At 73.6% G+C, this 25,428-nt stretch carries 26 protein-coding genes and 1 pseudogene; 13 read left to right on the top strand and 14 right to left on the bottom strand.

The features are described 5' to 3' along the window. Nucleotides 1–52 precede the first annotated feature (52 nt). From IE142_RS15245 to IE142_RS15235, 3 genes are all read left to right on the top strand, one after another. On the top strand, nucleotides 53–1,639 hold the full coding sequence (locus IE142_RS15245) for an alkaline phosphatase D family protein (RefSeq protein ID WP_191886267.1): 1,587 nt from the start codon (nucleotides 53–55) through the stop codon (nucleotides 1,637–1,639). 295 nt (nucleotides 1,640–1,934) lie between these two features. Continuing rightward, the gene (locus tag IE142_RS15240) at nucleotides 1,935–2,081 is read left to right on the top strand and encodes a hypothetical protein (RefSeq protein ID WP_191886493.1); all 147 of its coding nucleotides are present in this window, start codon (nucleotides 1,935–1,937) and stop codon (nucleotides 2,079–2,081) included. A 114-nt stretch (nucleotides 2,082–2,195) separates the two neighbouring features. Beyond that, nucleotides 2,196–3,560, top strand: coding sequence for a GNAT family N-acetyltransferase (locus tag IE142_RS15235; protein WP_191886266.1), 1,365 nt, complete (start codon nucleotides 2,196–2,198; stop codon nucleotides 3,558–3,560). 10 nt (nucleotides 3,561–3,570) lie between these two features. Here IE142_RS15235 and IE142_RS15230 read toward each other — a convergent pair whose 3' ends face one another. Then, nucleotides 3,571–4,794, bottom strand: a complete 1,224-nt coding sequence (locus IE142_RS15230; RefSeq protein WP_191886265.1) for a trans-sulfuration enzyme family protein — start codon at nucleotides 4,792–4,794, stop codon at nucleotides 3,571–3,573. Nucleotides 4,795–4,854: 60 nt separating this feature from the next. On the opposite strand from IE142_RS15230, the gene IE142_RS15225 reads away from it, so the two are divergent. Together IE142_RS15225 and IE142_RS15220 are read left to right on the top strand one after the other, a co-directional pair. Next, nucleotides 4,855–5,346 (top strand): Lrp/AsnC family transcriptional regulator, encoded by a 492-nt coding sequence (locus IE142_RS15225; RefSeq protein ID WP_191886264.1) that lies wholly within the window; start codon nucleotides 4,855–4,857, stop codon nucleotides 5,344–5,346. Nucleotides 5,347–5,423: 77 nt separating this feature from the next. Next, nucleotides 5,424–7,112 (top strand): DUF885 domain-containing protein, encoded by a 1,689-nt coding sequence (locus tag IE142_RS15220; protein WP_191886263.1) that lies wholly within the window; start codon nucleotides 5,424–5,426, stop codon nucleotides 7,110–7,112. 10 nt (nucleotides 7,113–7,122) lie between these two features. On the opposite strand, the gene IE142_RS15215 is transcribed toward IE142_RS15220, so the two are convergent. From IE142_RS15215 to IE142_RS15205, 3 genes are all read right to left on the bottom strand, one after another. Then, nucleotides 7,123–7,968 carry an SDR family oxidoreductase gene (locus IE142_RS15215; RefSeq protein ID WP_191886262.1) on the bottom strand — a complete coding sequence of 282 codons (846 nt, stop codon included), beginning with the start codon at nucleotides 7,966–7,968 and terminating at the stop codon, nucleotides 7,123–7,125. An 83-nt stretch (nucleotides 7,969–8,051) separates the two neighbouring features. Continuing rightward, nucleotides 8,052–8,570, bottom strand: a complete 519-nt coding sequence (locus tag IE142_RS15210; RefSeq protein WP_191886261.1) for an immunity 21 family protein — start codon at nucleotides 8,568–8,570, stop codon at nucleotides 8,052–8,054. Nucleotides 8,571–8,591: 21 nt separating this feature from the next. Beyond that, nucleotides 8,592–9,068, bottom strand: a complete 477-nt coding sequence (locus IE142_RS15205; RefSeq protein ID WP_191886260.1) for a rhodanese-like domain-containing protein — start codon at nucleotides 9,066–9,068, stop codon at nucleotides 8,592–8,594. Between the two features lie 122 nt (nucleotides 9,069–9,190). On the opposite strand from IE142_RS15205, the gene IE142_RS15200 reads away from it, so the two are divergent. Continuing rightward, entirely contained in the window at nucleotides 9,191–9,637 is a 447-nt protein-coding gene (locus IE142_RS15200; protein ID WP_191886259.1) for an Lrp/AsnC family transcriptional regulator, read from the top strand. A 34-nt stretch (nucleotides 9,638–9,671) separates the two neighbouring features. On the opposite strand, the gene IE142_RS15195 is transcribed toward IE142_RS15200, so the two are convergent. After that, the gene (locus IE142_RS15195; RefSeq protein ID WP_191886258.1) at nucleotides 9,672–12,665 is read right to left on the bottom strand and encodes an AAA family ATPase; all 2,994 of its coding nucleotides are present in this window, start codon (nucleotides 12,663–12,665) and stop codon (nucleotides 9,672–9,674) included. After that, complete coding sequence (locus tag IE142_RS15190; RefSeq protein WP_191886257.1) at nucleotides 12,662–13,822, bottom strand: exonuclease SbcCD subunit D; 1,161 nt, start codon at nucleotides 13,820–13,822, stop codon at nucleotides 12,662–12,664. The genes IE142_RS15195 and IE142_RS15190 overlap by 4 nt, the downstream gene beginning before the upstream one ends. A 249-nt stretch (nucleotides 13,823–14,071) precedes the next feature. Here IE142_RS15190 and IE142_RS15185 point away from each other — a divergent pair, with 249 nt between their 5' ends. Next, a complete protein-coding gene (locus IE142_RS15185) occupies nucleotides 14,072–14,653 on the top strand; it encodes a hypothetical protein (protein ID WP_191886256.1) in 582 nt (193 codons plus the stop codon). Nucleotides 14,654–14,760: 107 nt separating this feature from the next. On the opposite strand, the gene IE142_RS15180 is transcribed toward IE142_RS15185, so the two are convergent. Continuing rightward, the gene (locus IE142_RS15180; RefSeq protein ID WP_191886255.1) at nucleotides 14,761–15,387 is read right to left on the bottom strand and encodes a YigZ family protein; all 627 of its coding nucleotides are present in this window, start codon (nucleotides 15,385–15,387) and stop codon (nucleotides 14,761–14,763) included. Between the two features lie 71 nt (nucleotides 15,388–15,458). Continuing rightward, nucleotides 15,459–16,169, bottom strand: a complete 711-nt coding sequence (locus IE142_RS15175; RefSeq protein ID WP_191886254.1) for a hypothetical protein — start codon at nucleotides 16,167–16,169, stop codon at nucleotides 15,459–15,461. A 174-nt stretch (nucleotides 16,170–16,343) separates the two neighbouring features. Here IE142_RS15175 and IE142_RS15170 point away from each other — a divergent pair, with 174 nt between their 5' ends. The 3 genes and pseudogenes from IE142_RS15170 to IE142_RS15160 form a co-directional block, all read left to right on the top strand. Then, nucleotides 16,344–16,751, top strand: coding sequence for a CoA-binding protein (locus tag IE142_RS15170; protein ID WP_191886253.1), 408 nt, complete (start codon nucleotides 16,344–16,346; stop codon nucleotides 16,749–16,751). Between the two features lie 62 nt (nucleotides 16,752–16,813). Beyond that, complete coding sequence (locus IE142_RS15165; RefSeq protein WP_191886252.1) at nucleotides 16,814–18,037, top strand: 4-hydroxybenzoate 3-monooxygenase; 1,224 nt, start codon at nucleotides 16,814–16,816, stop codon at nucleotides 18,035–18,037. A gap of 20 nt (nucleotides 18,038–18,057) precedes the next feature. Continuing rightward, nucleotides 18,058–18,611: pseudogene (locus IE142_RS15160) on the top strand (cation diffusion facilitator family transporter); the annotation flags it as partial. Nucleotides 18,612–18,615: 4 nt separating this feature from the next. On the opposite strand, the gene IE142_RS15155 reads toward IE142_RS15160, so the two are convergent. From IE142_RS15155 to IE142_RS15145, 3 genes are all read right to left on the bottom strand, one after another. Then, nucleotides 18,616–19,173 (bottom strand): YbaK/EbsC family protein, encoded by a 558-nt coding sequence (locus IE142_RS15155; protein ID WP_191886251.1) that lies wholly within the window; start codon nucleotides 19,171–19,173, stop codon nucleotides 18,616–18,618. A gap of 43 nt (nucleotides 19,174–19,216) precedes the next feature. Further along, nucleotides 19,217–19,789, bottom strand: a complete 573-nt coding sequence (locus IE142_RS15150; RefSeq protein ID WP_043375435.1) for a helix-turn-helix domain-containing protein — start codon at nucleotides 19,787–19,789, stop codon at nucleotides 19,217–19,219. A gap of 115 nt (nucleotides 19,790–19,904) precedes the next feature. Beyond that, the gene (locus IE142_RS15145) at nucleotides 19,905–20,705 is read right to left on the bottom strand and encodes an acyltransferase (protein WP_191886474.1); all 801 of its coding nucleotides are present in this window, start codon (nucleotides 20,703–20,705) and stop codon (nucleotides 19,905–19,907) included. A gap of 107 nt (nucleotides 20,706–20,812) precedes the next feature. On the opposite strand from IE142_RS15145, the gene IE142_RS15140 reads away from it, so the two are divergent. Beyond that, on the top strand, nucleotides 20,813–21,349 hold the full coding sequence (locus tag IE142_RS15140) for a gamma carbonic anhydrase family protein (RefSeq protein ID WP_191886250.1): 537 nt from the start codon (nucleotides 20,813–20,815) through the stop codon (nucleotides 21,347–21,349). A gap of 87 nt (nucleotides 21,350–21,436) precedes the next feature. Here IE142_RS15140 and IE142_RS15135 read toward each other — a convergent pair whose 3' ends face one another. Both IE142_RS15135 and IE142_RS15130 read right to left on the bottom strand, forming a co-directional pair. Beyond that, nucleotides 21,437–22,060 carry a DedA family protein gene (locus tag IE142_RS15135; RefSeq protein WP_191886473.1) on the bottom strand — a complete coding sequence of 208 codons (624 nt, stop codon included), beginning with the start codon at nucleotides 22,058–22,060 and terminating at the stop codon, nucleotides 21,437–21,439. 109 nt (nucleotides 22,061–22,169) lie between these two features. Then, nucleotides 22,170–22,607, bottom strand: a complete 438-nt coding sequence (locus IE142_RS15130; RefSeq protein WP_191886472.1) for a DUF4442 domain-containing protein — start codon at nucleotides 22,605–22,607, stop codon at nucleotides 22,170–22,172. A 538-nt stretch (nucleotides 22,608–23,145) separates the two neighbouring features. Here IE142_RS15130 and IE142_RS36645 point away from each other — a divergent pair. Together IE142_RS36645 and IE142_RS15120 are read left to right on the top strand one after the other, a co-directional pair. Continuing rightward, nucleotides 23,146–23,484: a DUF8017 domain-containing protein gene (locus tag IE142_RS36645; RefSeq protein WP_229830529.1), complete on the top strand. Its 339-nt coding sequence runs from the start codon at nucleotides 23,146–23,148 to the stop codon at nucleotides 23,482–23,484. Between the two features lie 36 nt (nucleotides 23,485–23,520). Then, a complete protein-coding gene (locus tag IE142_RS15120) occupies nucleotides 23,521–24,546 on the top strand; it encodes a DUF8017 domain-containing protein (protein WP_191886249.1) in 1,026 nt (341 codons plus the stop codon). 30 nt (nucleotides 24,547–24,576) lie between these two features. On the opposite strand, the gene IE142_RS15115 is transcribed toward IE142_RS15120, so the two are convergent. Further along, nucleotides 24,577–25,422, bottom strand: coding sequence for a spermidine synthase (locus IE142_RS15115; RefSeq protein WP_191886248.1), 846 nt, complete (start codon nucleotides 25,420–25,422; stop codon nucleotides 24,577–24,579). Nucleotides 25,423–25,428 lie beyond the last annotated feature (6 nt).

Below are 25,428 nucleotides of genomic sequence, written 5' to 3'. Positions count from 1 at the left end.
CTCTGCACACCTGGCCCCACACTGGCCGGATCCCGTCCCTGGAGGCGTATCCATGTCACACCGTCCGTTGCCCGGTCGCCGCAGCGTGCTGCGCGGCTCCCTCGCCGCGTCGGCGGCCCTGACCCTGCCCACCGCCCTCGGCTCCGCGCCGGCGTTCGCGCGTTCCGGACGGCCGGGTGCGGGCTGGGGCGTGCAGACGGGGGACGTGACGTCCCACTCGGGTCTGGTGTGGGTACGCTCCGACCGGCCGGCCCGGATGATCGTCGAGACGTCCGCCACCGAGTCGTTCCGCGAACCGCGCAGATGGCACGGCCCGCTGCTGGGGGCGGACACGGACTTCACCGGCACGACCCGGCTGCGCGGCCTGCCGCCCGGCGAGCAGATCCACTACCGCGTGCTGCTCGCCGACCCGGACGACCCGCGCCGCACCGGCGAACCGGTGCCCGGCACCTTCCGCACGGTGCCGGTCCGCCGGCGCGAGTCGGTGCGCTTCGTGTGGTCCGGCGACCTGGCGGGCCAGGGCTGGGGCATCAACCCGGACCTCGGCGGCTACCGCATCTACGACGCCATGGGCGCCCTGGACCCGGACTTCTTCCTGTGCAGCGGCGACAACATCTACGCCGACGGCCCCATCGCCGCGACGGCCGAGCTGCCCGACGGCAGCACCTGGCGGAACATCACCACCGAGGAGAAGTCCAAGGTCGCCGAGACCCTCGCCGAGTTCCGCGGCAACTTCCGCTACAACCTGCTCGACGAGAACCTGCGGCGCTTCAACGCCCAGGTGCCGTCGATCATCCAGTGGGACGACCACGAGGTACGCAACAACTGGTACCCGGGGCAGACCATCGCGGAGACCGACAGCCGCTACACGGAGAAGAGCGTGGACGTCCTGGCCGCCCGGGCCCGGCGCGCGTTCGCCGAGTACTTCCCGATCTCCACCCTGCGCCCCGGCGCGCGGGAGGGCCGCGTGCACCGGGTGCTGCGGCAGGGCCCGCTGCTGGACGTGTTCGTGCTCGACATGCGCACGTACCGCAACGCCAACTCCCCGGGCGACGAGACGGTGGACCCACAGGGAATCCTGGGCCGCGAGCAGTTGGAGTGGCTCAAGCGTGAGCTGTCGCGGTCGCGTGCGGTGTGGAAGGTCATCGCCGCCGACATGCCGATCGGCCTGGTCGTGCCCGACGGCGGCGAGGGGAAGGCGAACATCGAGGCGATCGCGCAGGGCGACCCCGGTGCGCCGCTCGGACGCGAGCTGCAGATCGCCGAGCTGCTGCGGTTCGTCAAGCACCGGCGTATCACCGGCACGGTGTGGCTGACGGCCGACGTGCACCACACGTCCGCCCAGCACTACCAGCCCTCCCGCGCCGCCTTCACCGACTTCGAGCCGTTCTGGGAGTTCGTGTCGGGGCCCCTCAACGCGGGAGCCTTCCCGGCCAGCGCCCTGGACGGCACCTTCGGCCCGGAGCGGGTGTTCGTGAAAGCGCCGACCGCCTCGAACGTCTCCCCCGCCGGCGGTTACCAGTTCTTCGGCGAGGTCGACATCGACGGTGACAGCGCCGAGATGACGGTGCGGCTGCGCGAGCAGGACGGCACGGTGCTGTTCACGAAGGTGCTCCAGCCGGGCCGGGTCGGCCAGTAGTCCCGTAGCCTGTCGAGTGTGCCGCGCGCCGGCGTCATCCCCCGGTGCGCGGCCCGCGTTCCCATGCGGTCCGCGCCTCCCAACCCCTCGGAGGGCGAGGCCGTTTCGGCGACGTCGGGCCGATCACGGGGCTTCTGACGTTCCCTCAGCAGGCGTCCGCGGCACTGCTGGCGGTGGCCGACGTGGCCGCCGCCCGGTACTACCAGCCGCAGTTGCCCGCCTCGCTGGATCCGGTGGTGACGGGCAAACTGACGCCCGGCCGGACTCGACCCGCGGACTCGGCGGTCTGCTGACCGTGGCGGCCGAGTGCGCCGAACGGACGAGGGCCCGGGGCGACCTGCCGCACCTGGCGGAGGCGGCGAACCGGCGCGGCGCGTCCCGGCCGGTGTCCCAGGCCAGGCGGCTGCGAAGCGCGCTGACGGGGGAGGTGGCCGCCGCCTGACGCCAACCGCCAGAAAATGCAACGAAAGTCCGGGAAGCCTTCTTTACTCATCGGACACAGAGGGTTCGTGATCACGCAACACCGTTCCTTCACAGTGGCCGCATGGCTCGAGACATGTCTGATGTGACGAACGCCGTTGCCCGCCTTGTCGAGCACGGCCCCGCGGTGCCCGTCATGGTGCTGGCCTCGGTGGCCGCCCTGATCACCACGGCGGGCTTCCACGCATGGTGGTCACGCCGCCACGGGCACGCCCCGCCGACGGACGATACCGGCGCCCGGCCGCCGTCCTCAGCGGCGCCCGGGAACAGTACCGACATCGTCGAGGCCGGCGCCGCGACCGGCACCGACGCCGGTTCCAGTGCCGGTGCCGGTTCCGACATCGCGGAGAGCGCGCTGTGGCGGATGCGGACGACGGTGCGCGACACGCCCGGCTCGCTGGCCGTGCTGTGCGCGGCCCTCGCCGACCGGCGGGTCGACATCCTCAGCCTGCAGACGCACCCGTTGACCGAAGGCACGGTGGACGAGTTCCTGCTCCGCGCCCCAAGCGGGCTGACGGCGGCGGAGCTGGCGGGCGTGGTGTCGGCGGCGGGCGGTGCCGACACGTGGACCGAGCGGGCGGATGCCCACGACCTGGTGGACGCGCCGACCCGAGTGCTCGGTCTGGCCGCCCGCACGGCCCAGGACGCGGCGGAACTGCCGCTGATACTGCGGCAGTTGCTCGGCCGCTGCACCATCCGGTCGCTGCCCGCGACGGTCGGCGGAGGTGCGGCCGAAGACGTACCGCCGGAAGGTTCGCTGGAGGACACCGTGCTGCGGCTGCGGGCCCCGGAGGGCGGGCTGATCAGTGTGGAGCGGCCGTACCTGCCCTTCACCCCGGCCGAGTTCGCCCGGGCGCGGGCACTGGTCGAGCTGGACGCCCGGCTCGGTCCGCGCATCCCGCGCGGCCGGGACGTGCTGACGTTGCCCGAGGGAAGCGACATCACCGTCCGCCGGGCCGACACGCGTGACGTCGCGGCGGCGAGGGCGATGCACGAGCGGTGCTCCGCTCGGACGCTCGGGATGCGCTACCACGGCCCGGTCGGGGACGCCGACCGGTATCTCAACCACCTGCTCAGCCCGCGTTTCGGCCGTACCCTCGCCGCGCAGACGGCGTCGGGACGGATCGTCGGGCTCGGTCACCTGCTGTGGGACGGCGACGAGACGGAGGTCGCGCTGCTGGTCGAGGACGCCTGGCAGCACCGGGGCATCGGTGGCGAACTCCTCGGTCGGCTCGTGGACATGGCGGCCGAGACGGACTGCGAGCACGTGTACGCGGTGACGCAGGCCTCGAACACCGGCATGGTCGCCGCGATGCGCGGCCTGGGCCTCCCCCTCGACTACCAGATCGAGGAGGGGACCCTGGTCATCACGGCACGCCTGGACCCGGCGGCCCGGGCCGCGGCGCGGCCGCCGCGCGGAGAGCGGATCGGCAAGGACTGAGCCGGCCCCCTCAGTCGGCCCGCGCCAGCGCCTCCCGCAGCGGGACCGCCTCGGCGGCCCGCTCCCCGAGGGCCTGGTCCAGGTCGGCCCAGAGGTCGTCGACGTCCTCCAGGCCGACCGACAGCCGCAGCAACCGGTCGCCGACCCCGGCGTCCCGGCGGTCGTCGGCGTCCACGATGCGGTGGCTGATGGAAGCCGGGTGCTGGATGAGCGTGTCGACGCTGCCGAGGCTGACGGCGGGGGTGATGAGGCGGACGCGGCCGATGACCTCGTGCGGGTCGCCGTGGACCTCGAAGGAGACCATCGCGCCACCGATGCGCGGATAGTGCACGCGGGCCACGCGCGGATCGGCGGCGAGACGCTCGACGAGCGCGGCGGCGTTCGCGGAGGCGGCCCGCACCCGCACGGGCAGGGTGGACAGTCCGCGCAGCAGCAGGTAGCCGGCGAGCGGGTGCAGTACGCCGCCGGTGGCGAAACGGACCTGCCGCAGCCGGCCCGCGAGTTCCTCGTCGCAGGCCACCACACCGGCCAGCACGTCCCCGTGCCCGCCGAGGTACTTGGTGGCGCTGTGCAGCACCAGCCGTGCGCCGTACTCGGCCGGCCGCTGGAGTACGGGGGTGGCGAAGGTGTTGTCCACGAGCAGCGGCACCGATCCACAGGCGTGGGCGACGGCCCGCAGGTCGACCTCGGCCAGCGTGGGATTGGCCGGCGACTCCACGAGCACCAGGCCGGTGTCCGGGCGCAAGGCGTCCGCGATGCCCGCCGGGTCGGTCCAGGTGACCTCGGACCCGAGCAGCCCGGCGGTCAGCAGGTGGTCGCTGCAGCCGTACAGGGGCCGCACGGCGACGACGTGCCGCAGCCCCATCGAGGCCCTCACCAGCAGCACGGCGCTCAGCGCGGCCATGCCACTGGCGAAGGCGACCGCGGCCTGAGTGCCCTCCAGCCGGGCCAGCGCCGTCTCGAAGCGGGCGACGGTCGGGTTGCCGAGGCGGCCGTAGACCGGCGGGCCGGCCGGGTCGGCGCCGGTGGTGGCGAACGCGTCGATGCGGGCGGCCTCGCCGCGGCTGTCGTAAGACGGATAGGTCGTGGACAGGTCGATGGGCGGGGCGTGCAGTCCCAGGGCCGCGAGATCGTCGCGACCGGCGTGCACGGCCTCGGTGGCCAGTGCCCTGCCCGTGGATGCGGTGGAGCGTACGTCGTCGGACGGTGACGGGTGCGTGCTCGCGGAGTCCATGAACCGAAGAGTGAACACCGAACGGGTCACAGGGTTCACGGGCCGTGTTACGTTCGGCCGATGGCGGAATCTGTCGTACTGGACCCGGTGGATCTGCATCTGCTGCGGCTGCTGCAGAACGACGCCCGGACCACCTACCGCGATCTCGCCGCCCAGGTCGGGGTCGCCCCGTCGACCTGCCTGGACCGGGTGGCCCGGCTGCGGCGGGCGGGGGTGATCCTCGGGCACCGACTGGAACTCGACCCGGCCAGGCTGGGGCGCGGGCTCCAGGCGCTGCTGTCGGTACAGGTGCGCCCGCACCGGCGCGAGCTGGTCGGACCGTTCGTGGAACGGATCCGGGCGCTTCCGGAGTCGCGCACCGTCTTCCACCTCACCGGCCCGGACGACTACCTGGTCCACGTAGCGGTCGCGGACATGACGGATCTGCAGCGGCTGGTCCTGGACGAGTTCACCTCCCGGCGCGAGGTGGCCCGCGTCGAGACGCGGCTGATCTTCCAGCAGTGGGAGTGCGGCCCCCTGCTGCCGCCCGCCGCGCCCGCCACCACGCCCTGAGCGAAATCCGGCCCCCCACCGCGGTGACCGGGCAGAGCGGGCTGACGCGGCACCGGTATCCGTATGAGGATGTCCGCATGTCAGAGACCAAGAGCCCGCTGCCCCGCGAGGTCGCCGACGCCTACGTCGACGAGCTCATCGCCCTCGACCCGGTCACCGGTACGTTCCTCGGCGTGGAGGAGTGTTCCAGCCGCCTGCCCGACCTCTCCCCCGCGGGTCAGGAGGCCCTCGCGGAGCTGGCACGGGCCACGCTCGCCCGGCTGGACGAGGCGGAGCGCCGGCCCGGCGGGGACAGCGACGTGGAGCGGCGCTGCGCCCGGCTGCTGCGCGAGCGGCTGACCGCCGAACTCGCCGTGCACGAGGCGGAGGAGGGCCTGCGTTCGGTCGGCAACCTGGGCACCGTCGCGCATTCGGTGCGCGAGGTCTTCACGGTGACGCCGACGCGGACGGACGAGGACTGGGCGCGGATCGCCGAGCGGCTGCGCGCGGTGCCGGCGGCGCTCGGGGGCTACCGCGAGTCCCTGGCCCTGGGCCTGGAGCGCAAGCTGTACGCGTCTCCGCGTCCGACCGCCACTTTCGTCGAGCAGCTCGGCGAGTGGGCGGACACGGGTGAGGGCCGGGGCTGGTTCGAGGACTTCGCGTCCGCCGGCCCCGACGCGCTGCGCGCGGAGCTGGACGAGGCGGCCCGGGAGGCGACCGCCGCCGTGGTCGAGCTGCGGGACTGGATGCGCGACGTGTACGCGCCGGCCATCGAGGGCGCCCCGGACACGGTGGGCCGCGAGCGCTACGCCCGCTGGTCGCGCTACTACAACGGCACGGACCTGGACCTGGACGAGGCGTACGCGTACGGCTGGTCGGAGTACCACCGCCTGCTCGCCGAGATGAAGCAGGAGGCCGAGAAGATCCTTCCGGGCGCCGAGACGCCCTGGGTGGCGCTGGCGCACCTGGACGAGCACGGCAAGCACATCGAGGGCGTCGACGAGGTCCGCGACTGGCTGCAGGGCCTGATGGACCAGGCGATCGACGCGCTGGACGGCACCCACTTCGAACTCGCCGAGCGGGTGCGGAAGGTGGAGTCGCGGATCGCCCCGCCCGGCAGCGCGGCGGCCCCGTACTACACGCAGCCGTCGGAGGACTTCTCCCGCCCCGGCCGCACCTGGCTGCCGACGATGGGACAGACCCGCTTCCCGGTCTACGACCTGGTCTCGACCTGGTACCACGAGGGCGTCCCCGGTCACCACCTCCAGCTCGCCCAGTGGACGCACGTCGCCGAGGACCTGTCCCGCTACCAGGCCTCGGTCGGCATGGTCAGCGCCAACGCCGAGGGCTGGGCGCTGTACGCGGAGCGGCTGATGGACGAGCTGGGCTTCCTCACGGACGCGGAGCAGCGGCTCGGTTACCTGGACGCGCAGATGATGCGGGCCGCCCGGGTCATCGTGGACATCGGCATGCACCTGGAGCTGGAGATCCCGGCGGACTCGCCGTTCCACCCGGGTGAGCGGTGGACGCCGGAGCTGGCGCAGGAGTTCTTCGGCGCGCACAGCAGCCGTCCGGCGGACTTCGTGGAGAGCGAACTGACCCGGTACCTGACGATCCCCGGCCAGGCGATCGGCTACAAGCTCGGCGAGCGGGCGTGGCTGCTGGGCCGGGAGAACGCCCGCAAGCGGCACGGTGACGCCTTCGACCCGAAGGCCTGGCACATGGCGGCGCTGTCCCAGGGGTCGCTGGGGCTGGACGACCTGGTGGACGAGCTGTCGCGGCTTTGAGACGGGTCGCTCACCGCCGGAAACCGCCCTCCGAGTCGACGACCTGACCGGTGACCCACTCCGCCTCGTCCGTGGCGAGCCACGCGACGAGGCGGGCCGGGTCGTCGGGCATGCCCCACCGCCCGGCGGGGAAGCGGGCGGCGATGGCGTCGTAGTCCTCACCGGTCATGTAGTCGGTGTCCACCGGCCCGGGGTTGACCGCGTTCACGGTCACCGCGTGCTCGGCGAGGGTCGTCGACAGGGTCCGCGTGATGGAGGCGAGCGCTCCCTTCTGCAGCGCGTAGGCGACCTCGCCGGGCATGCCTGACTCGATGTCCTGGCCGGAGGTCATCATCACGACGCGTCCGCCGGGCGTGCGGGGCGGCAGCGCGGCGCGGTGCCGGGCGAAGGCCTGGACGAGCAGCAGCACCGAGCGGGTGTCGACCTGCCAGTGGGCGTCGAGCATGGCGGCGTCGATCGCGTCGAGGGTGCCGTCAGAGCCGCTGAGGGCGTGGTTGGCGACCAGGACGTCCAGCCGCCCGCCGAGCGCTTCGGCGGCCGTGGCGAGGAGTTCGCCCGGTGCGACGGGGTCGGTGAGGTCGCCGGGGCCCGCCACCACGGTGGCGTCCGGGTCGCCGAGCGCGGCGCGCACGGAGGCGATGACGTCCTCCGTCCGGTCGGCGCCCCAGGGCATGGCGGCGTCGTGCGGGACGTGGTGGTGCAGGTAGACACCGGCCCCGTAGGCGGCGAGCCGCCGGGCCACGGCGTGGCCGATGCCGCCGCGTCGGCTGGCTCCGGTGACGAGGGCGGTGCGGCCGCGCAGGGGCAGGGGGTCGCGGCGCAGCTCTTCGGGGGTGGGGTGCGGAAGTCGTGGCATGGGCACCCATGATGGGCGGCGCACCACCGGTACGCACGGCAATATCCCCGCGGCGGTATCCGGCGCGCGGTCGGCTGCCTCGGCTACCGGTCGGCTAGGCGCCGCAGTTGTACGACGTTCAGCCAGGTCTCCGGCCCGGGGCGGACCTCCGCCGCCCGCACCGCGTACCGGCCGGGGTCGAGGGCGACCCGCACGTGATCCGCCCGGTCGCAGGCGGCGCCGGGCCAGGCCGCGTCGAAGAGGAGCACCGGCCCGGGCACGTGCCAGGACACCTCCGGCTCCCAGTCGGCCGTGTCGAGAGCGGCGGCGACGCCGGCCAGCGCCTCCTCCTCGGAGTTCGCGGCGCACCAGCGGACGAAGGTCCCGTGAGCGGCGAGATAGGCGGTGGAGGCGGGTTCGTCGCCGAGGACGAGGGCGGTGCGGTCGCCGACCGGGAGGAGCCCGACGTGGCCGTCGACCTCGCACGCCCGGTCGTAGTCGGATGCGGCGTCCCCGCCGTCGGCACCGGTCCAGAACGGCAGGACCGTCTCCGGGACCGCTATGAGCGGACCGCCGCCCGACTCCACCCATTCCACCGCACCCGGCTCCGCGTATCGCACCATGCGGCAGAACCTACACGCCCGTCAGCAGCCGCAGTCGGCCGCGTCCACCGGGGCGGTCAAGGGGTCGGCGGAGCGGCGCGCGGTACCCTGCCGGGTCTCGTACGCGAAGCCCTCGCGCACCCAGTACTCGAAGCCGCCGAGCATCTCCTTGACCTGGTAGCCGAGTTCGGCCAGTGCCAGGGCGGCGCGGGACGCGCCGTTGCAGCCGGGACCCCAGCAGTACGTCACCACCGGCACGGCCCGGTCGAGGAGTCGGCCGGCCCGTTCGGGGACGAGCGCGGTGGGCAGGTGGACGGCGCCGGGGATGTGGCCCTGGTCCCAGGACTCGGTGGAACGGGTGTCCACGAGGACGAACCCCGGGTCGCCGTCGGCCGCGAGGGCGCCGGCGACGTCGGAGACGTCGGCGTGGAAGGCGAGGCTCGCGCGGAAGTACGCGGCGGTCTCGGCGGGGGTCGGCGGGGCGATGCGCAGGACGGGGCTCGTGGTGGTGGCGCTCATGGTCCGGCCTTTCCTCGGTGGCTCTCCTGACCGCGAATCTACGGTCGGCGAGCGCGTCGCAGAAGAGGAATCCACCGGTTCATCTCTTGTCTGCGCCGGGGATTCCCTGTTATTTCTTCCGGATGACCACGGATTCCCCGGACGCCACCGACTGGCTGGTACTCGACGCCCTCCAGCGCAACGGGCGGGCCGGGTACGCGGAGTTGGCCCGTGCCGTCTCCATGTCCGCGAGCGCGGTGACCGAGCGGGTGCGGCGGATGGAGGAGGCGGGGATCATCCAGGGGTACACGGCGGTCGTCGAACCCGAGCGGCTGGGGTTCCCGATCCTGGCCTTCGTGCGCCTGAGGTATCCGAACGGCAACTACAAGCCGTTCCACGACCTGGTGGCGGTCACTCCCGAGATCCTCGAGGCGCACCACGTGACAGGGGACGACTGCTTCGTCATCAAGGTCGCGGCCCGTTCCATGCGGCATCTGGAGGAGGTGTCCGGCCGGATCAGCGCACTGGGGTCGGTCACCACGAGCGTCGTCTACTCGTCACCGCTCCCCCGTCGGCCGTTGAGCCGCTGAGCCCCCTGACCCACGTCGCGGCCGCCGGGACCCTTCAGCCGGTGCCCCGCTGCCGCAGTACCGACCCCGACCGCCCCTTCACGACCTCCAGTTGGGCGTGGATGCGCCGGCGCAGGTCGGCGACATGGCTGACGATGCCGACGCTGCGGTCCCGCTCGCGCAGTGCGTCGAGGACGTCCAGGACCTCGTCGAGGGTCTGGTCGTCGAGGCTGCCGAAGCCCTCGTCGATGAAGAGGGTGTCCAGGCGGACGCCACCGGCCTCGTCCGTGACGACGTCGGCGAGACCGAGCGCGAGAGCGAGCGAGGCGAAGAACGTCTCGCCGCCGGACAACGTGGCCGTGTCGCGCTCGCGACCGGTCCAGGCGTCGACGACGTGCAGCCCGAGGCCGCTGCGTCCGCGTCCGGTGCGGTCGTCGGAGTGGACGAGGGTGTAGCGGCCGGAGGACATGCGCTGAAGGCGGGCGGTCGCGGCGGCGGCGACCTGTTCGAGGCGGGCCGCCAGCACGTAGGACTCCAGGCGCATCCGGCGTTCGTTCTCCGCCGAGGTGCCCGCGGTGAGGGTGGCGAGGCGGACGACGCGCTCGTGCTCCCGGCGCAGCGGGGCGATCCGGCGCGCAGCCGCGGTGGCGCGGGCGGACAGCCGCTCCAGCTCGGCGCAGCGCCGGGCGGCGGCGTCGCGGGCCGAGGCGGCCTCGCGCAGCCGCCGGCCGGCTTCGGCGGCGGTGCGTTCCGCCGCGGCCGCGTCGGCGGGCGGGCGCTGGGCCGCCGCGGCGGTGTCGGCCTCGGTGAGGACCGCGCGGACGGCGGCCTCCTCCGCGTCCCAGGCGTCGAGCCGGCGTTGCAGTTCGCGGTGGGCGGCGTCGTCGAGCCGGGCGGCGGCGGCCTCGCGCGGGGTGTGGAAGCCCGCACGGGAGGCGGCGTCGGCCAGGCGTGCGTCGGCGTCCTTGAGTCGCTGCGCCGTGTCCTCGGCGACTCGCGAGGTGTCGGCGGCCTCGGTGAGCGACGCGGCCCGGCGCTCGAGCTGTGTGGCCCGGGCCGCCACACTGCCGGCGGTGCCGCGGGCACGCACCAGTTCCTCCTCCAGCGCCGCCCGTTCCGTCTCCAGCCGTTCCCGGTTGGCGACCCGGGACGCGGCTCGGACGGCGGCCTGCTGCTGGGCGGCGATGCGCCGTTCACGCTCCTGCTCCGCCCGGCGCAGCTCCTCCTGCGCGGCGTGCAGTCCGGAGGCAGTGGCCCGTGCGGCCGCGTACAGCCGCTCCAGTTCCTCGGCCTGCTCGGCCAGTCGCGCGGTGGGCACGTCCCCGGCCTCCGCGGTGGCGGCGGCCAGTGCCTCCCGTACGGTGCCCAGGCGCTGTTCGGCCTCCGCGCGGCGCTGCTCGGCCTCCTGGTATGCGGCGAGCGCGCGCTCCTCCGCCTCGCGGTCGACATGCCCGGCGGTCTTCCGGGCGGGGGCCGGATGTTCGGTGGCCCCGCACACCGCGCACGGTGCGCCGTCGGTGAGGTCGGCGGCGAGTTCGGCGGCGATGCCGTGCAGCCGCTGTTCCTTGAAGTCGAGCCAGTGGGCACGGGCCTCGACGGCTCGCTCGGCCGAGACGAGTGCCTGCCGCCCGGTCTCCTCCGTGTCCAGGGCGAACCGGTCCCGCTGCCGGGCGGCCTTCAGCCGGCACTGGGCCGGGTCGCGCTGTACGGCGAGCTGTTCGGCGCGGGTCGCGGCCTCCTGGGCGTCCTTGACGCGTGCCTGGAGCCGGTCGCGGGCCGTCTCCCACCCGGCCAGCCAGGCCTCCGCCTCGTGCAGGGTGTCCTCGTCGGCGCGTTCCTGGCGATCCAGTTCGGCCCGCTCCTCGGTCAGCTCGACGAGGCGCTGTTCGGCCCGCCGGGCCGATTCGAGGCCACCCAGTTCCTGCGCGGCCCGGCGCGCGGCGGCGGCGAGGCCCGCCGTGGCCGCGTCCGCCAGCTCCTGCGGCAGCCGGGCACGCGCGCGTGCCTCCGCGTGGGCCGCCCGCCGGTGTTCGGCATCGGCGGCGTCCCGCAGCTCCAGGGCCGGGGCCACTGTTCCGGCCTTCCGCCCCCGTTCCATGCGTTCCTGCGCCGCGCGGTGGGCGTCGGCCCGCTCGGCCAGCCGCGCCGCCCGCTCCCTCGCCTCCGCGAAGCGCCGCTGCAGCCGGTCCAGTTCCCGTACGCCGGCCAGGTCGCGCTCGGCGGCGACCTGGGCGGACTCGGCGGCGGTGAGTCGCCGGTCGGCGATGTCGAGCAGCTCCCGGGCCGTGCAGCGGGCGACGGCGGCCGCGGTGAGCACGGCCTCGGCCAGTCCCGGCTCGCCCGGTACCTGCTCCGGCAACTCCATGGCGTCACCGGCGGCCTGCTGCATCCGGTGGGCGTCGGCCAGCAGGGCGGCGTCCCCCTCGCGCACCTGCGTCTCGGTCGCGCGGCGCCGCTCCGCGAGGCGCTTCTCGACCTCGGCGAAGCGCCGGGTGTCGAAGAGCCGGCCGAGCAGCTTGCCGCGGGCCTCCGCGTCGGCGCGCAGGAAGCGTGCGAAGTCGCCCTGCGGCAAGAGCACGACCTGGCAGAACTGCTCGCGGCTCATGCCGAGCAGCTGCGTGATCTCCTCGCCGATCTCCTGGTGGGAGCGGCTGAGATCCTTCCAGGTGCCGGCGCCCGCGTCGTATTCGCGCAGCCAGGTCTGGGCCTTGTCCACGGTCGTGCCCTTGCCGCGCAGCTTGGGCCGCTCCCAGGGCGGCTGCCGGGTGACCTCCAGCCGCCGTCCGGCGACGGTGAGCTCGAGGCGCACCTCGGTGCGCGTACGGACGTCGGCGTGGTCGCTGCGCAGGGCCGAGCCCTGACCGCTCTGGCGCGCGCCGGGCACCGAGCCGTACAGCGCGTAGCAGACGGCGTCCAGGACGGATGTCTTGCCGGCGCCGGTCGGTCCGTGAAGCAGGAAGAGTCCGGCCGCCGACAGTTCGTCGAAGTCGACGCTCTGCGATCCGCCGAAGGGCCCGAAGGCCGTGATGTCGAGCCGGTGGAGCCTCACCTGGCCTCCCGCAGGCTGTCGTCGGCACGCACCGCGTCGAAGGCGTCCCGCAGTACGGTCCGTTCGTGTCCGTCGGGGCCGGCGCCGCGGACGTGGGCCACGAAGTCCTCGGCGATCTCCTGGTCGCTGCGGCCCGCGAGACGCCGCGCGTAGGACACCGCGGGGTCGTCCGGGGGGCGCTCGGGGTCGAAGACGAGACTCAGGGTATGCGGAAAGCGTTCGGCCAGCCGGGCCATGGGGTCGGCCGGGCGGACCGGGTCGGTGAGGGTCGCCTCGACCCACGCGTCCTCGTGCGCGGCGAGCTCGGGGTCGGCGAGCAGGTCGTCCAGGGTGCCGCGCAGCCGGGCCAGCGGGCGCGGCACGGGGCAGTCGAGGCGTTCGGCGGTGACCGATCCGTCGGCGTCCAGGTCGACGAGCCACATGCTCTTGCGGTGCGCGGCCTCCGAGAAGGAGTACGGCAGCGGGGAGCCGGAGTAGCGGACGCGCTCGGTGAGGGTCTGGCAGCCGTGGAGGTGGCCGAGCGCCACGTAGTCGACGCCGTCGAAGACACCGGAGGGCACGGCGGCCACTCCGCCGACGGTGATGTCCCGCTCGCTGTCGCTCTGCTCGCCGCCGGTGACGAAGGCGTGCGCGAGGACGACGGAACGGGTGCCCGTCGGACGCGTGGCGAGGTCGGCGCGGACCCGGTCCATGGCGGCCGTGAGCACGGCCTCGTGGCCCGCCTTGTCCACGCCGAACTCGGCCTTCACAAGGGCCGGTTCGAGGTAGGGCAGGCCGTAGAAGGCCACGTCGCCGTGGGCGTCGTGGAGCACCACCGGGGTCCCGCACCCCGCCGGGTCGGTGCGCAGGTGGATGCCGGCGCGGCCGATGAGCCCGGCTCCGACGCCGAGGCGGCGGGCCGAGTCGTGGTTCCCGGAGATCATCACCGTGGGCACGCCGAGGCCGGCGAGTCGGTGCAGGGCGTCGTCGAACAGCTCGACCGCGGCGAGCGGCGGCACCGCACGGTCGTACACGTCTCCCGACACGAGCACGACGTCGACGCCGTGCTCGCGCACGGTCTCGACGAGGTGATCGATGAACCCGGCCTGGGCACCGAGCATGCTCACCCGGTGGAACGCCCGGCCGAGATGCCAGTCGGAAGTGTGCAGCAATTTCATGAAATCGCTCTGAGCTGCACGGTTACCCCCACTGCACTTCCAGGACCAGCACGAACCAGCACGAGGCTCGCCATCAACGCTTGCCACGCTAACGTATGCCGCCCCCTGATCCACCACTCGCCTCGGATCACCCTGCCTCCCCGGCACCGACTCGCAGGGACGAACCGGTGGGGGCACTTCGAAGTCCGCGCGTCTTCGACGGACAGCCGACTCTGCCGGGAGGCGCGGGGCGGTGGATAGCGTGCGGGCATGACGATGACGAGGAAGCGGCGGGTCCTGTACCGGCAGGGCACCGGGTTCTGGCGGATGACGGCGAAGTGGGTGCTGCTCTTCGGGGGCCTGTACCTGTTGGACGGCGGACTGCTCCGGTCGTGGGGCGACGCTCTGGTCTGGCCGTTGATCGGGATCCTGCTGTGGGTGCCGTTCGGGGTCGGTGTCGTCTGGTACGCGAAGAAGGACCAGCGGGTCACGCTGACGACGCGTGAACTGCGTGTGCGGCGCAGGCGGCCGATGCAGGAGGTGAACCTGCTGCACGTGGCACGGCTCTGGCTGGAGGGGCGGTCGACCGCGGACGACCAGCCGGTGCTGGAGTGGGGACGGTTCGACCGGGTGGTGTGGGTGCCGCTTCTGGACGGTCGGGCGTTCGGCGTGGAGTTCCGCGACCCGGGCGCGTTCGCCGAGGTTTTCGGCGCCTTCGCCGTCGCGGCGTGCGGCGGGCCGGAGATCGTCCGCGCGAGGGCCGCGACGGCGACCTACCCGGAGCCGCGACCGATGCGGGCCCGCTCCTCCTCCGACGGCTCCTTGGCGGATGCCATGGACCTCTTCGGCTGAGAGCCGGGGAGCACGGTACGGGGCAGCGGCCCGTCGAAGCCGCGGAGACCGGGAGGGGGTCCGGCGTTCTCGACCAGCCGGTGCAGGGGTCTTTGCCCGGTCTTCCGTCAGGCGTCCCCGTACTCCTCTCCGCCCAGTTCGAAGCCGGCCGATCCCGCGGTGGCGTCCGCGAGCCATGCCCGGAAGGTGTCCACGTCGCCCTCGGGGAGGCCGATCTCGATGGTGACGGACTCGGCGTAGCGGACGTCGCGCACCGCGCGTCCGGCCGTGCGCAGGTCATTCTGGAGCTTCCCGGCCCGCTGGTGGTCTACGGTCACCGTGGCCAGGCGGAACCGGCGGCGGGTGAGCGTGCCGAGGTCGTCCAGGGCCTCGCCGACCGCGCCGCCGTAGGCGCGGATGAGGCCGCCCGCACCGAGCTTGACGCCGCCGTAGTACCGGGTGACGACGGCGACGACGTACCGCATGTCGCGGCGCAGCAGCATCTGGAGCATCGGGACGCCCGCGGTGCCTCCCGGTTCGCCGTCGTCGCTCGCCTTCTGGACGGCGGCGTCGGCGCCGATGACGTACGCCCAGCAGTTGTGGGTGGCGTCGGCGTGCTCCTTGCGCACGCTCGCGATGAACTCCTGGGCCTCCTGCTCGGTGGCGGCCGGGGCTAGGGCGCACAGGAAACGGGAGCGGTTGATCTCGGTTTCGTGCACACCCGCGCGGGCGACCGTGCGGTACTCGTCCTGCATCCGGCCAGCCTATGCGCTCGCCGGGTCCCGCCCTTCGGCGCGGTCGTCCCGGCCGGGGACGGTGACCGCGGTCACTCCGGGGCCCCGACGTCCCGGGCGAGGTGGAGGCCGAGGAACCGGTCGGCGTAGGCGTACGTCTCGAACCGGGCTCCGTCGCGCAGGCCGGGGTCGGTCTCCACCTGGCGCAGGACCCGCAGTACCCCGGGCGCGTCCACGTCGTCCTCCCAGGCGGCCCGCAGCCGGTCGCGCACCTCGCCGGGGACGGGGCGCGACGGCTGCCGTGCCCAGGCGGCGACCGCCCGGCGCCAGCGGGCGAGGGTGTCCCGCGCCTGGTCCAGCGCGGCCGGATCGAGCCGCACGCGCGCGTGGTGGTGCCGCTCCAGCAGGGCGAGACGCAGGGCGTCGGGATCGGAGAGGTCGAGTGTGGGCGGGTCCGCGGGGGCCACCGCGACCGTCGTGCCCTCCGGAGCGGCACCGCCCTCGTGCACCACGTGCACGGTCCGGCCGACGCCCCGGCCGGAGGCACCGGCGTCCTCGAAGGGGCGGATGCCGAGGGCGGTCGCCTCCTCGCGCAGCCGGGCCTCGTCGTCCGCGTCGGACAGCAGCGCCCACGCGGGGGTGCCGTCGAGTTCCAGGGTGCGGATCAGCAGGTCGGCGACGAGCAGTACGCGCAGGCCGGCCGTCCCGGGGCCCGGCGCGTGGGCCTGGACGCGGGTCGGGCTCCGCCGGGCAGGGGTGGCGGGTACGGGCTGTCCGGTTCGGGCGTCGATGATGCGCAGCACGGGGCGAGCGTAGGCGGGATGGGGCCGGGCCGCAGCGGGGCGCGCTCACCGGTCCTCCCCCGCCGCACGCGGATCCCGCCCCTCCCACCGCTCGGGAATCCCGTGGCGGCGCCGTCCGTTGTCCCACCGGAAGGCCCGACACGCGAGTCGTCCAGGAGTCCAAGGAGGCCGCCGGTGCACGGCGACGAGGCAACCGTCCGCAAGATCCTCACCGAGCTCGGCGACACCTGGGCCGTGGTCGGCCTGTCGTCCAACCGGCAGCGCGCGGCGTACGGCGTCGCCGAGGTGCTGCAGCGGTTCGGCAAGCGTGTCGTACCCGTCCACCCCAAGGCGGAGACGGTGCACGGCGAGCAGGGTTACGCCTCCCTCGCGGACATCCCCTTCGACGTGGACGTCGTGGACGTCTTCGTCAACAGCGAGCTGGCCGGAGCGGTCGCCGACGAGGCGGCCGCGAAGGGCGCCGCGGCCGTCTGGTTCCAGCTCGGCGTGATCGACGAGGCCGCCTACGAGCGGACCCGGGGGGCGGGCCTGGAGATGGTGATGGACCGCTGCCCCGCCATCGAGATCCCCCGGCTCGGCTGAGCCCGGCCGCTTCCGCCGCCCGGCTCTCCCCCTGAGCCGCGCGCCGCCGACATAATGTCCAGGTGACCGCAGCCACCCCCGAGACCGACTCGGGTGCCTCACAACGCGTCCCGGTCGTCGTGGTCGGCGCCGGACCCGCCGGCCTCACCGTCGGCAACATCCTGCGGGCCGCCGGGATCGACTGCCTGGTCCTGGAGACCGAGACCCGTGCGTTCATCGAGCGGCGGCCCCGGGCCGGGGTCATCGAGGAGTGGGCCGTGCGGGGCCTGGAGCGGCGCGGGCTCGCTCGGGTCCTGCTGGAGCGGGCGCAGCGGCACACCGCGTTCGAGGTCCGGTTCGCCGGGGAGCGGCACCGGTTCGAGTACACCGCGCTGACCGGTTCTCACCATTACATCTACCCGCAGCAGTTCCTGGTGACGGACCTGGTGCGCGAGTACGCGGACGTGCGGGGCGGGCGGATCCGCTTCGGTGTCCGCGGCGTCCGCCTGCACGGGCTGGAGTCGGACCGGCCCTCGGTGTCGTACGTGTGCCCCGACTCCGGTGAACGGCGGGTCGTGCAGGCCGCGTTCGTCGCGGGTTGCGACGGTGCGCGCGGGGTGACGCGTGCGGCGCTTCCGTCCGGGCGGGTCCGCACGGCTCGCCACGACTACGGCGTCGGCTGGCTGGCGCTCCTCGCCGAGGCCCCGCCCTCCTCGGACTGCGTCGTGTTCGGCATGCACCCGAGCGGCTTCGCCGGCCACATGGCGCGCAGCCCCGAGGTGACCCGGTACTACCTCCAGTGCCCGCCGGGCGACGACCCGGACAACTGGTCCCACGACAGGATCTGGACCCAGCTGCGCCGACGGCTCGCCGCGTCGGGCGCGCGGCCGCTCGAGGAGGGGCGGCTCATCGAGAAGCGGGTCCTGGACATGCACGGTTACGTCGTGGAGCCCATGGTCTGCGGGCGGCTCTTCCTGGCCGGGGACGCGGCCCACCTCACCGCGCCCATCGCCGCCAAGGGCCTGAACCTCGCCCTGCACGACGCCTTCCTGCTCGGTGACGCACTGGTCGCACACCTCAGCAGGGGCGACGACACGGGACTGTCCGGTTACTCGGCCGCGTGCGTCGCCCAGGCGTGGGACTACCAGGAGTTCTCCCAGTGGCTTGCGGAGCTGTACCACGGCACGGCGTCGGGCGACCCGTACCGGGCGGGTGCCGCGGTCGCCCGGATGCGCCGCCTATTCACCTCAGCGGTCGCGGCGACCGCGTTCGCCGAGCAGTACCTCGGCATCCGTACGTCGGGCTGAGACATCCGCGCAGCGGCCCCCTGGCCGGTTTCACCGGTAACGAGTGGGTGGCCCGGTACCGGATCCGGGTGGGCCGCGAGATCGGCTCCGCCGCGCTGGTCGCCGACGGACTGCACGCCCGCACGGACGGCTTCACGTCACTGGCCGTGCTGCTGAGCGCCGCCGGCGCGGCGCTGGGATGGCGCCTCGCCGACCCGGTCGTGGGGCTGGCGATCACGGCCGCGATCACGCTGGTCCTGCGCGACGCGGCCCGCGAGGTGTTCCGGCGCTTGATGGACGCCGTCGATCCGGCCCTGGCGGACCGTGCCGAGCGGGTACTGGATGAGGTCCCCGGCGTCCGCGGGGTGGGTGAGCTGCGGCTGCGCTGGATCGGGCACCGGCTGCGCGCCGAGGTCGCCCTGATGGTGGACGGTGAGGTGACGTCCGCCGGGCCCACCGCATCACCGTGGAGGCCGAGCACGCCCTGCTGCACGCCGTGCCGCGGCTGACCGCGGCCCTGGTCCACGCCGATCCGGCACCGGTCCCCGGCGAGACCGACCCGCATCTGGCGCTCGCCCACCACGCCGGCGCGTGAGCGGTCAGGCGACGCCGAGCCCTTCCAGGACCACGGCCCCCGGCAGCTCGGCGAACGCCTTGCCCGGCACCAGCAGCTTGCCGCGCCGGCGTCCGCTGCCGACGAGGACGTACGGCAGGTCGACGACGGCGGAGTCCACCAGTACGGGCCAGTCGGCGGGCAGGCCGACGGGGGTGATGCCGCCGTACTCCATGCCGGTCTCGCCGGTCGCCGTGTCCATCGGTGCGAACGAGGCCTTGCGGGCGCCGAGGTGGCGGCGCACGACGCCGTTGACGTCGACCCGGGTGGTGGAGAGGACCACGCAGGCGGCGAGCGTCGTGCCGCCGCCCCGCTTGCCGGTGACCACGACGCAGTTGGCGGACTGTTCGAGCAGCTCGCGGCCGTAGTGCTCGACGAAGGTGGCGGTGTCGGCCCACTCCGGCTCGGTGTCGACGTAGACGATCTGGTCGGCGGGGACGCTGCCGCGCCAGTGGCGTACGGCGTCGGCGACCGGCCGGGTCAGTTCGTCGAGGGCGTCCGGGGCGGGCTCGACACTGTCGAAGTTTCCGATGGGTGCGTGCATGGCCGCACGCTAGCAACGGCGGGCGCCACGACGGACGGTCGTCTCAGCGGACGGGCGGCACCGAGACCGCCATGATCATTTCCATCGGTGCGTCGCCCTCGTTGCCGTAGGTGTGGGGGGTGTCGGACTCGAAGGAGGCGCTCGCGCCCGCCGGGACGCGGTGCGCCACGCCGTCGACGGTGAGCATGAGTTCCCCGGCGGTGACGTGCACCAGCTCGACCGTGCCGGTGGGGTGCGGGTCGGACGGGCTGCTCTCGCCCGGCATCAGCCGCCACTCCCACATCTCCAGCGGCCCGGGCGCCTCCACCCCGGCGAGCAGCCGGCTGAAACTGCCGGCGTCCGTGTGCCAGAGCCGTACCGCCTGCTCGGCGGGGACGACGCGGACCGTGGGCCCCTGCTCGAAGTCGAGGAGGGTGGTGATGCTGACGCCGAGCGCGTCGCCGACCTTCACGACCGTGCCGAGGCTGGGGTTGGTGCGGGCCTGCTCGATCTGGATGAGCATGCCGCGGCTGACACCCGCCCGCGCGGCGAGCGCCTCCAGGGTGAAGCCGCGCTCGGAGCGCCAGCGCCTGACGTTGCGCGCCAGGGACTGGGTCAGCAGGTCGAGGTCCGCCACATTCCGTCCATGCGTTGGTTCACTGGTCCGGACGACGCGGTGCCGTCCCCCGGACCACCGTCGGCCAGGCCGCACCCGAACGTTCACCGAACTGTACTGCCAGGCGCCCCGACGCTCAGCCCTCGCCCGCCGGCTCCGCCGACTTCCCCGCCGCCGACCGGTCGTCCAGCCCGGCGAGCCGGGCCACCGCCTCGTCGTCCAGCGCCGACAGCGCCCTCAGCTGTCCCGGCGTGATCCCGTCGGGGATCGGCACTGGGGCCGGGGTCCGCAGTGGCGGCTGCCAGCCGTCGTCGGACGTCCAGCGCCGCACGACGCGGGCGGGGGCGCCCGCCACCACGGCGTGGTCGGGGACCGTGCCCCGGACCACGGCGCCGGCGGCCACCACCACGTTCCGGCCGACGCGCGCGCCGGGCAGGATCACCGCGCCGGTGCCGATCCAGCAGCCGGGGCCGATCTCCACCGGGTCCATCCGGGGCCACTGCTTGCCGATGGGCTGGTGCGGGTCGTCGTAGGAGTGGTTGGTGGAGGTGACGTAGACGTACGGGCCGAAGTAGCAGTCGCTGCCGATGGTGACCGTGGTGTCCGCGATGACGTGGCTGCCGCGGCCCAGGACGACGCCGTCGCCGATGCGCAGGATCGGTTCGGGACCGAGGTCGAGGTCGGGCATGAGGCCGGCGGTCAGGGTGACCTGCTCGCCGATGATGCAGTGGGAGCCGACGTGGATCCAGGGCTCGCCGAAGACCGTGCCGAGGGGGAAGGCGAGCCGGGTGCCCGTGCCCAGCGCGCCGAAGCGGAAGCGTCCGGGGTGGGCGGCGGTGACGGAGCCGGTGCGCTGCACCCAGGCCCAGCCCGCGTGGACGGCCCGCTGCGCGAGCCGACCGGTCCAGGACGAGAACGTGTTCTTGCGCTTCGGCACCCACTCACGGTAGTCGGCGTGCGGTACGGCCATGACTGCGGAGGCCTGTGATCTTCACCCCACCAGGTGGCGTACGGTGCCCTACACCACCCGAGCAGGAGGCGAAGATGACGCAGCAGGCGCTGATCACGGGCATCGGCGGCAAGGACCCCCAGGTGGACGCGGAGGCCTTCGTGGCGCCGACGTCCTCGGTCATCGGGGATGTGACGCTGCACGCCGGCGCGAGCGTCTGGTACGGGGCGGTGCTGCGCGGCGACGTCGAGCGGATCTCCGTCGGCGCGGACAGCAACGTCCAGGACAACTGCACGCTCCACGCCGACCCGGGCTTCCCCGTCGCTGTCGGCGAGCGGGTCTCCATAGGGCACAACGCCGTGGTGCACGGCGCGACGGTCGAGGACGACTGTCTGATCGGCATGGGCGCCACGGTCCTGAACGGCGCGGTGATCGGCGCGGGTTCGCTGGTCGCGGCGCAGGCGTTGGTCCCGCAGGGGATGCGGGTGCCGCCGGGCTCGCTGGTCGCGGGGGTGCCGGCGAGGGTGAAGCGGGAGCTGACGGAGGAGGAGCGTCAGGGGGTCACGCTGAACGGCACGATGTACGCGGCGCTGGCTGTGGAGCATCGGGGAGCGGTGGGAGGCGGTCGGTAGGACGCGCCCGAGGGTTGCTTGTGGTTGCCCGCGCCCGCGCGGCGGAGCCGCAGTTCGACACAGCCCCCGCGCCCCCCTTGGGCCGCCTCACTCGCCGGCGGTCACCGGCTGGGCCTTGCCCGCCTTGCGCTTCAGGACGAGCATCGAGGTCACGCCGATGACGACCGCCAGCACCAGGCCCAGCCACGAGAAGCGCTTCAGCCAGGACTCGGCGACGACGCCGACGTAGTAGATGACGGCGGTGGTGCCGCCCGCCCAGACGATGCCGCCGAGGACGTTGGCGATCAGGAACTTCCAGTACGGCATCCGCAGCACACCGGCGAGCGGCCCCGCGAAGATGCGCAGGAGCGCGACGAAGCGGCCGAAGAACACGGCCCACATGCCCCACTTCTGGAAGGACCGTTCCGCGGTGGCGATGTGGCCCTCGCTGAAGTGCTTGGGGAACTTCCTCCCCAGCCAGGCGAGCAGCGGCCGGCCGCCCTTGCGACCGATGGCGTACCCGATGGAGTCGCCGACCACCGCGCCCGCGCTGGCGCAGGCACCCAGGACGAGCGGGTCGACGCCGCCGTGCTGGGAGGAGAGCAGGGCCGCCGAGACCAGGATGATCTCGCCCGGCAACGGGATGCCCAGACTCTCCAGACCGATGACGAGACCCACCACGGCGTACACGGCCACCGCGGGCACCGTGTCGAGCCACTCCTGGACGTGCAACGCCACACCCTCCGATTCGCGCCCCCGCTGATGGGGTCCGGGTGGGCCTGACCGCTTCCCGGGTCGCCTCGACGGAGGCGACCCGGGAAGCCTACCGGTTCGCCAGTCGTCAGCGGTTGGGGCGCAGGGTCCAGGTGACAGTCATCTCACCGGTGACGGCGCCGTCCTCCCGCTGGATGGCGACGGTGACCGGGAACTCGGGGCGGTTGCCCGCGTCCAGTTCCGCCACGACCTCGGCGGCGGGTCGGCCGAGCGTCGCGGTGGCCGTGACCGGGCCGAGCGCGATCTTCTTGAAGGCGATCTCCGCGTTGACCGGCAGCGGTACCGCGCGGGAGAGCTGGTCGCCGAAGGCGGCCAGCACGATCGCGCCGCTGGCCGACTCGCCCAGCGTGAACATGGCTCCGGCGTGCGGTCCGCCGACGTGGTTGCGGTACTCGCTCTGGTCCGGCAGGGCCAGTACGGCCTTCTCCGGGGTGGTCTCCAGGTACTCGAGGTTCATGGTCCGGACCATCGGCACCGTGGCGGCGAGCAACTCGCCTGTCGACATCTGGTCTGCGCTCATGGACGGAAGGTTACCCGTGAGTAGCATACGAGGGCCAGGCTTGCGGTGTGATCGCCAATGCTCGCCGATCATGTGGCCAGGACAGCAGCCGCCCGCCGGCGGACCCGACCACCGGCAGCCCGGCCCCTACCGGCAGCCCGGCCACCGGCGGCACCAGCCCCGCGGCGGCCCGAACCCGTACGCCGCAGCGATGTGGCGATCGTGGCCGCCGCGGTCGTCGTGGCCGCCGCCGTCACCGGCACGGTCCTCCCGGGCGGCGGGGACGACCGGGCCGGACCCGGCCCCACCGCCCCCTCGCCGTCCGCGTCCGCCGTCGACGACCCGGCGAACGGCGCGGACGGTCCACGGCCGACCGTCGCGGGCTGGCGGGTCGTCACCGATCGCGAACCGGGCATTGCCTTCGACGTACCGGCCTCTGGTCGCCGCAGGCGCCCGCCTGGGTCACCTACGTGGCGGAGAACGACGATTCCGAGGACACACCCCTGGTCGCCATGAAGGCCCCGGCCGTCCTCCAGGAGAAGTGGTGCGCGGCGGACAGCGACCGGGACGGCCGGGTCGATCACACCCCCTGGCGAGCGCAGGCTCGCGCGGCGACGACAGTGCGCGCGGCACCGAGGGGATCGCCCGCGAGGATTCGGCGGCCTGGGTGTACGGGGCCTTCGCCCAGCCGGCGCGCGACAAGGTGACGACGGGACCGGTGACCTCGTTCACCACGACGTCCGGCATCGCGGGCAGCGTCGCCACCTCCCGGTCGTCCAGGGTCGAGAAGGGAAGCAAGTGCGACGTGGACGACGAGGTGCCGGACGGCACCGTCCGGAACATCCTCGCCACGGTTCGGTACGTCCCTGACAAAGGGCAGTGACCGAATCGTGTCTGAGCGGCATTAGGGTGACTGCTCATGTGGCCAGGACAGCAGCCGCCCGGGGGCGAGCAGAACCCGCAGAACAATCCGTACCAGCAGCCGGGGTACCAGCAGCCGAATCCGTATCAGCAGCCCGGCTACCAACAGCAGCCCGGCGCGTACGGGCAGCAGCAGTGGAGCACGCCGCAGCCCGTCACCGCTCCGCTGCCGGCCACCGGCGGCGGTGGTGGCGGAGGCGGCAACCGGACGAAGCTGGTCGCGATCGTCGCGGCGCTCGCGGTCGTGGTGGCCGCCGGAGTCACCGGCTTCCTGGTGCTGGGCGGTGACGAGGACGACCAGGCCGACGACGGCAAGGACAAGAAGCCCTCGCCGACCGCGACCGCCGGGAAGTCGGGGTCCCCGTCAGCGGATCCGAGCGCTTCCGGCTCCGGGGACAACCCGCGCGGCGGCGGTGAGCTGCAGGCGACCATCGACGGCTGGCAGGTCGTCGCCAATCCGCGCTTCGGCACCATGTTCGACGTGCCCGCCGACTGGGAGCTCGACAGCACCGACACCAGCGTCGGCTTCGAGTGGGAAGAGGACGGCGAGACCGAACGGACCACCGTCACCGCCCCGGCGTACCTCAAGTCCGAGTGGTGCACGACCGACGAGAACAAGGACGGCCGCAAGGAGAGCACCGCCCTCGCCACCGCCGGTACCCGCGGCGAGAACGGCGCCAAGGACGCGGACATGGCGGCCGAGACGCGGGTGCCGTGGTGGATCTACGGCGGTTACACCCAGCCGGACAAGAAGAGCGTCAAGTACGGCAAGCCCAAGGCGTACACCACCACCTCCGGCCTCGCGGGCAGCGTCATCTCGGCGTACTCCCAGGGCACGCCCCAGAAGGGCAAGTGCGACACCGAGGGCAAGGCGATCACCTTCGCCTTCAAGAACGGCGCGGGCGACTTCGTCACCTGGAACCTGTACGGCGCCAAGGGCGTCGACGAGGAGGTGCCGGAGGCCACGATCCAGAAGATCCTGAGCACCGTCCGCCTCACCGAGGAACCGCCGACCGAATCGTAGGAACCCGTCGCGCGACGCCGTCCCCGGCGCTCAGCCGATGCCGAACGCCCCGGCGGGAGGCACGGGCGACGGCACGGCCTCCTGGTCCCGCACCGGCCGCGCGTCGCCGGTGAAGTCCCGCAGCGCGGGCCCGTACTCGACCCTGGCCGGGAAGGCGTCGGCGGCGGCGAGCCGGGCCAGCGCCGCCGTGTCGAGGGGCCGGTGCGCGGCGACGAGGACGACGTTGCCGAACCGGCGCCCGCGCAGCACAGCCGGTTCGGCGATGATCGCCGACTCCGGGAAGAACGCGGCGTACGTGGCCAGTTGACCCCGCAGGAATCCGAACGGCGCTCCGTCGGCCAGATTGGCCACGTACACGCCGTCGGCGCGCAGCACCCGTGCCGCATGGCGGGCGTAGCCGACGGAGGTCAGGTGCGCGGGCACCCGCGAGCCCCCGAAGACGTCGGCGACCAGGACGTCGGCCGAGTCCCCGGGGGCGGCCTCCAGCCAGGCCCGGGCATCGGCGCCGTGCGCGGTGATGCCCGAGCCGTCCGGCAGCGGCAGGTGCTCGGCGACCAGATCCAGCAGCCCCCGGTCGGCCTCCACGACGTCCTGCCGGGAACCGGGCCGGGTCGCGGCCAGGTACCGGGGCAGGGTGAACGCGCCCCCGCCCAGGTGCAGCACGTCCAGCGCACGCCCCGGCTCGGCGACCGTGTCCAGGACGTGGCCGAGCCGGCGCGTGTACTCGAACTCCAGGTGCGCCGGCTCGGCCAGGTCGACGTAGGACTGCGGAGCCCCGTCGACGGTGAGCAGCCAGGCCCGTTCCCGGTCGACGTCGGGCATGAGCTTGGCGGTGCCGTGGTCGGTGACGCGCATGACGGGTATGGCTTCGTTCACCTGCCC

Source organism: Streptomyces mutabilis (assembly GCF_014649815.1).
GTDB lineage: Bacteria > Actinomycetota > Actinomycetes > Streptomycetales > Streptomycetaceae > Streptomyces > Streptomyces mutabilis.
The sequence above is the reverse complement of the archived record's forward strand: the minus strand, read 5'-3'. Positions and strand labels throughout refer to the sequence as shown.

Excerpts from the sequence above, each read along its gene's own strand:
- IE142_RS15245 (WP_191886267.1), top strand. The coding sequence starts at position 53 with ATGTCACACCGTCCGTTGCCCGGTCGCCGCAGCGTGCTGCGCGGCTCC.
- IE142_RS15235 (WP_191886266.1), top strand. The coding sequence starts at position 2,196 with ATGTCTGATGTGACGAACGCCGTTGCCCGCCTTGTCGAGCACGGCCCC.
- IE142_RS15230 (WP_191886265.1), bottom strand. The coding sequence starts at position 4,794 with ATGGACTCCGCGAGCACGCACCCGTCACCGTCCGACGACGTACGCTCC.
- IE142_RS15225 (WP_191886264.1), top strand. The coding sequence starts at position 4,855 with ATGGCGGAATCTGTCGTACTGGACCCGGTGGATCTGCATCTGCTGCGG.
- IE142_RS15220 (WP_191886263.1), top strand. The coding sequence starts at position 5,424 with ATGTCAGAGACCAAGAGCCCGCTGCCCCGCGAGGTCGCCGACGCCTAC.
- IE142_RS15215 (WP_191886262.1), bottom strand. The coding sequence starts at position 7,968 with ATGCCACGACTTCCGCACCCCACCCCCGAAGAGCTGCGCCGCGACCCC.
- IE142_RS15210 (WP_191886261.1), bottom strand. The coding sequence starts at position 8,570 with ATGGTGCGATACGCGGAGCCGGGTGCGGTGGAATGGGTGGAGTCGGGC.
- IE142_RS15205 (WP_191886260.1), bottom strand. The coding sequence starts at position 9,068 with ATGAGCGCCACCACCACGAGCCCCGTCCTGCGCATCGCCCCGCCGACC.
- IE142_RS15200 (WP_191886259.1), top strand. The coding sequence starts at position 9,191 with ATGACCACGGATTCCCCGGACGCCACCGACTGGCTGGTACTCGACGCC.
- IE142_RS15190 (WP_191886257.1), bottom strand. The coding sequence starts at position 13,822 with ATGAAATTGCTGCACACTTCCGACTGGCATCTCGGCCGGGCGTTCCAC.
- IE142_RS15185 (WP_191886256.1), top strand. The coding sequence starts at position 14,072 with ATGACGATGACGAGGAAGCGGCGGGTCCTGTACCGGCAGGGCACCGGG.
- IE142_RS15180 (WP_191886255.1), bottom strand. The coding sequence starts at position 15,387 with ATGCAGGACGAGTACCGCACGGTCGCCCGCGCGGGTGTGCACGAAACC.
- IE142_RS15155 (WP_191886251.1), bottom strand. The coding sequence starts at position 19,173 with ATGCACGCACCCATCGGAAACTTCGACAGTGTCGAGCCCGCCCCGGAC.
- IE142_RS15140 (WP_191886250.1), top strand. The coding sequence starts at position 20,813 with ATGACGCAGCAGGCGCTGATCACGGGCATCGGCGGCAAGGACCCCCAG.
- IE142_RS15130 (WP_191886472.1), bottom strand. The coding sequence starts at position 22,607 with ATGTCGACAGGCGAGTTGCTCGCCGCCACGGTGCCGATGGTCCGGACC.
- IE142_RS15120 (WP_191886249.1), top strand. The coding sequence starts at position 23,521 with ATGTGGCCAGGACAGCAGCCGCCCGGGGGCGAGCAGAACCCGCAGAAC.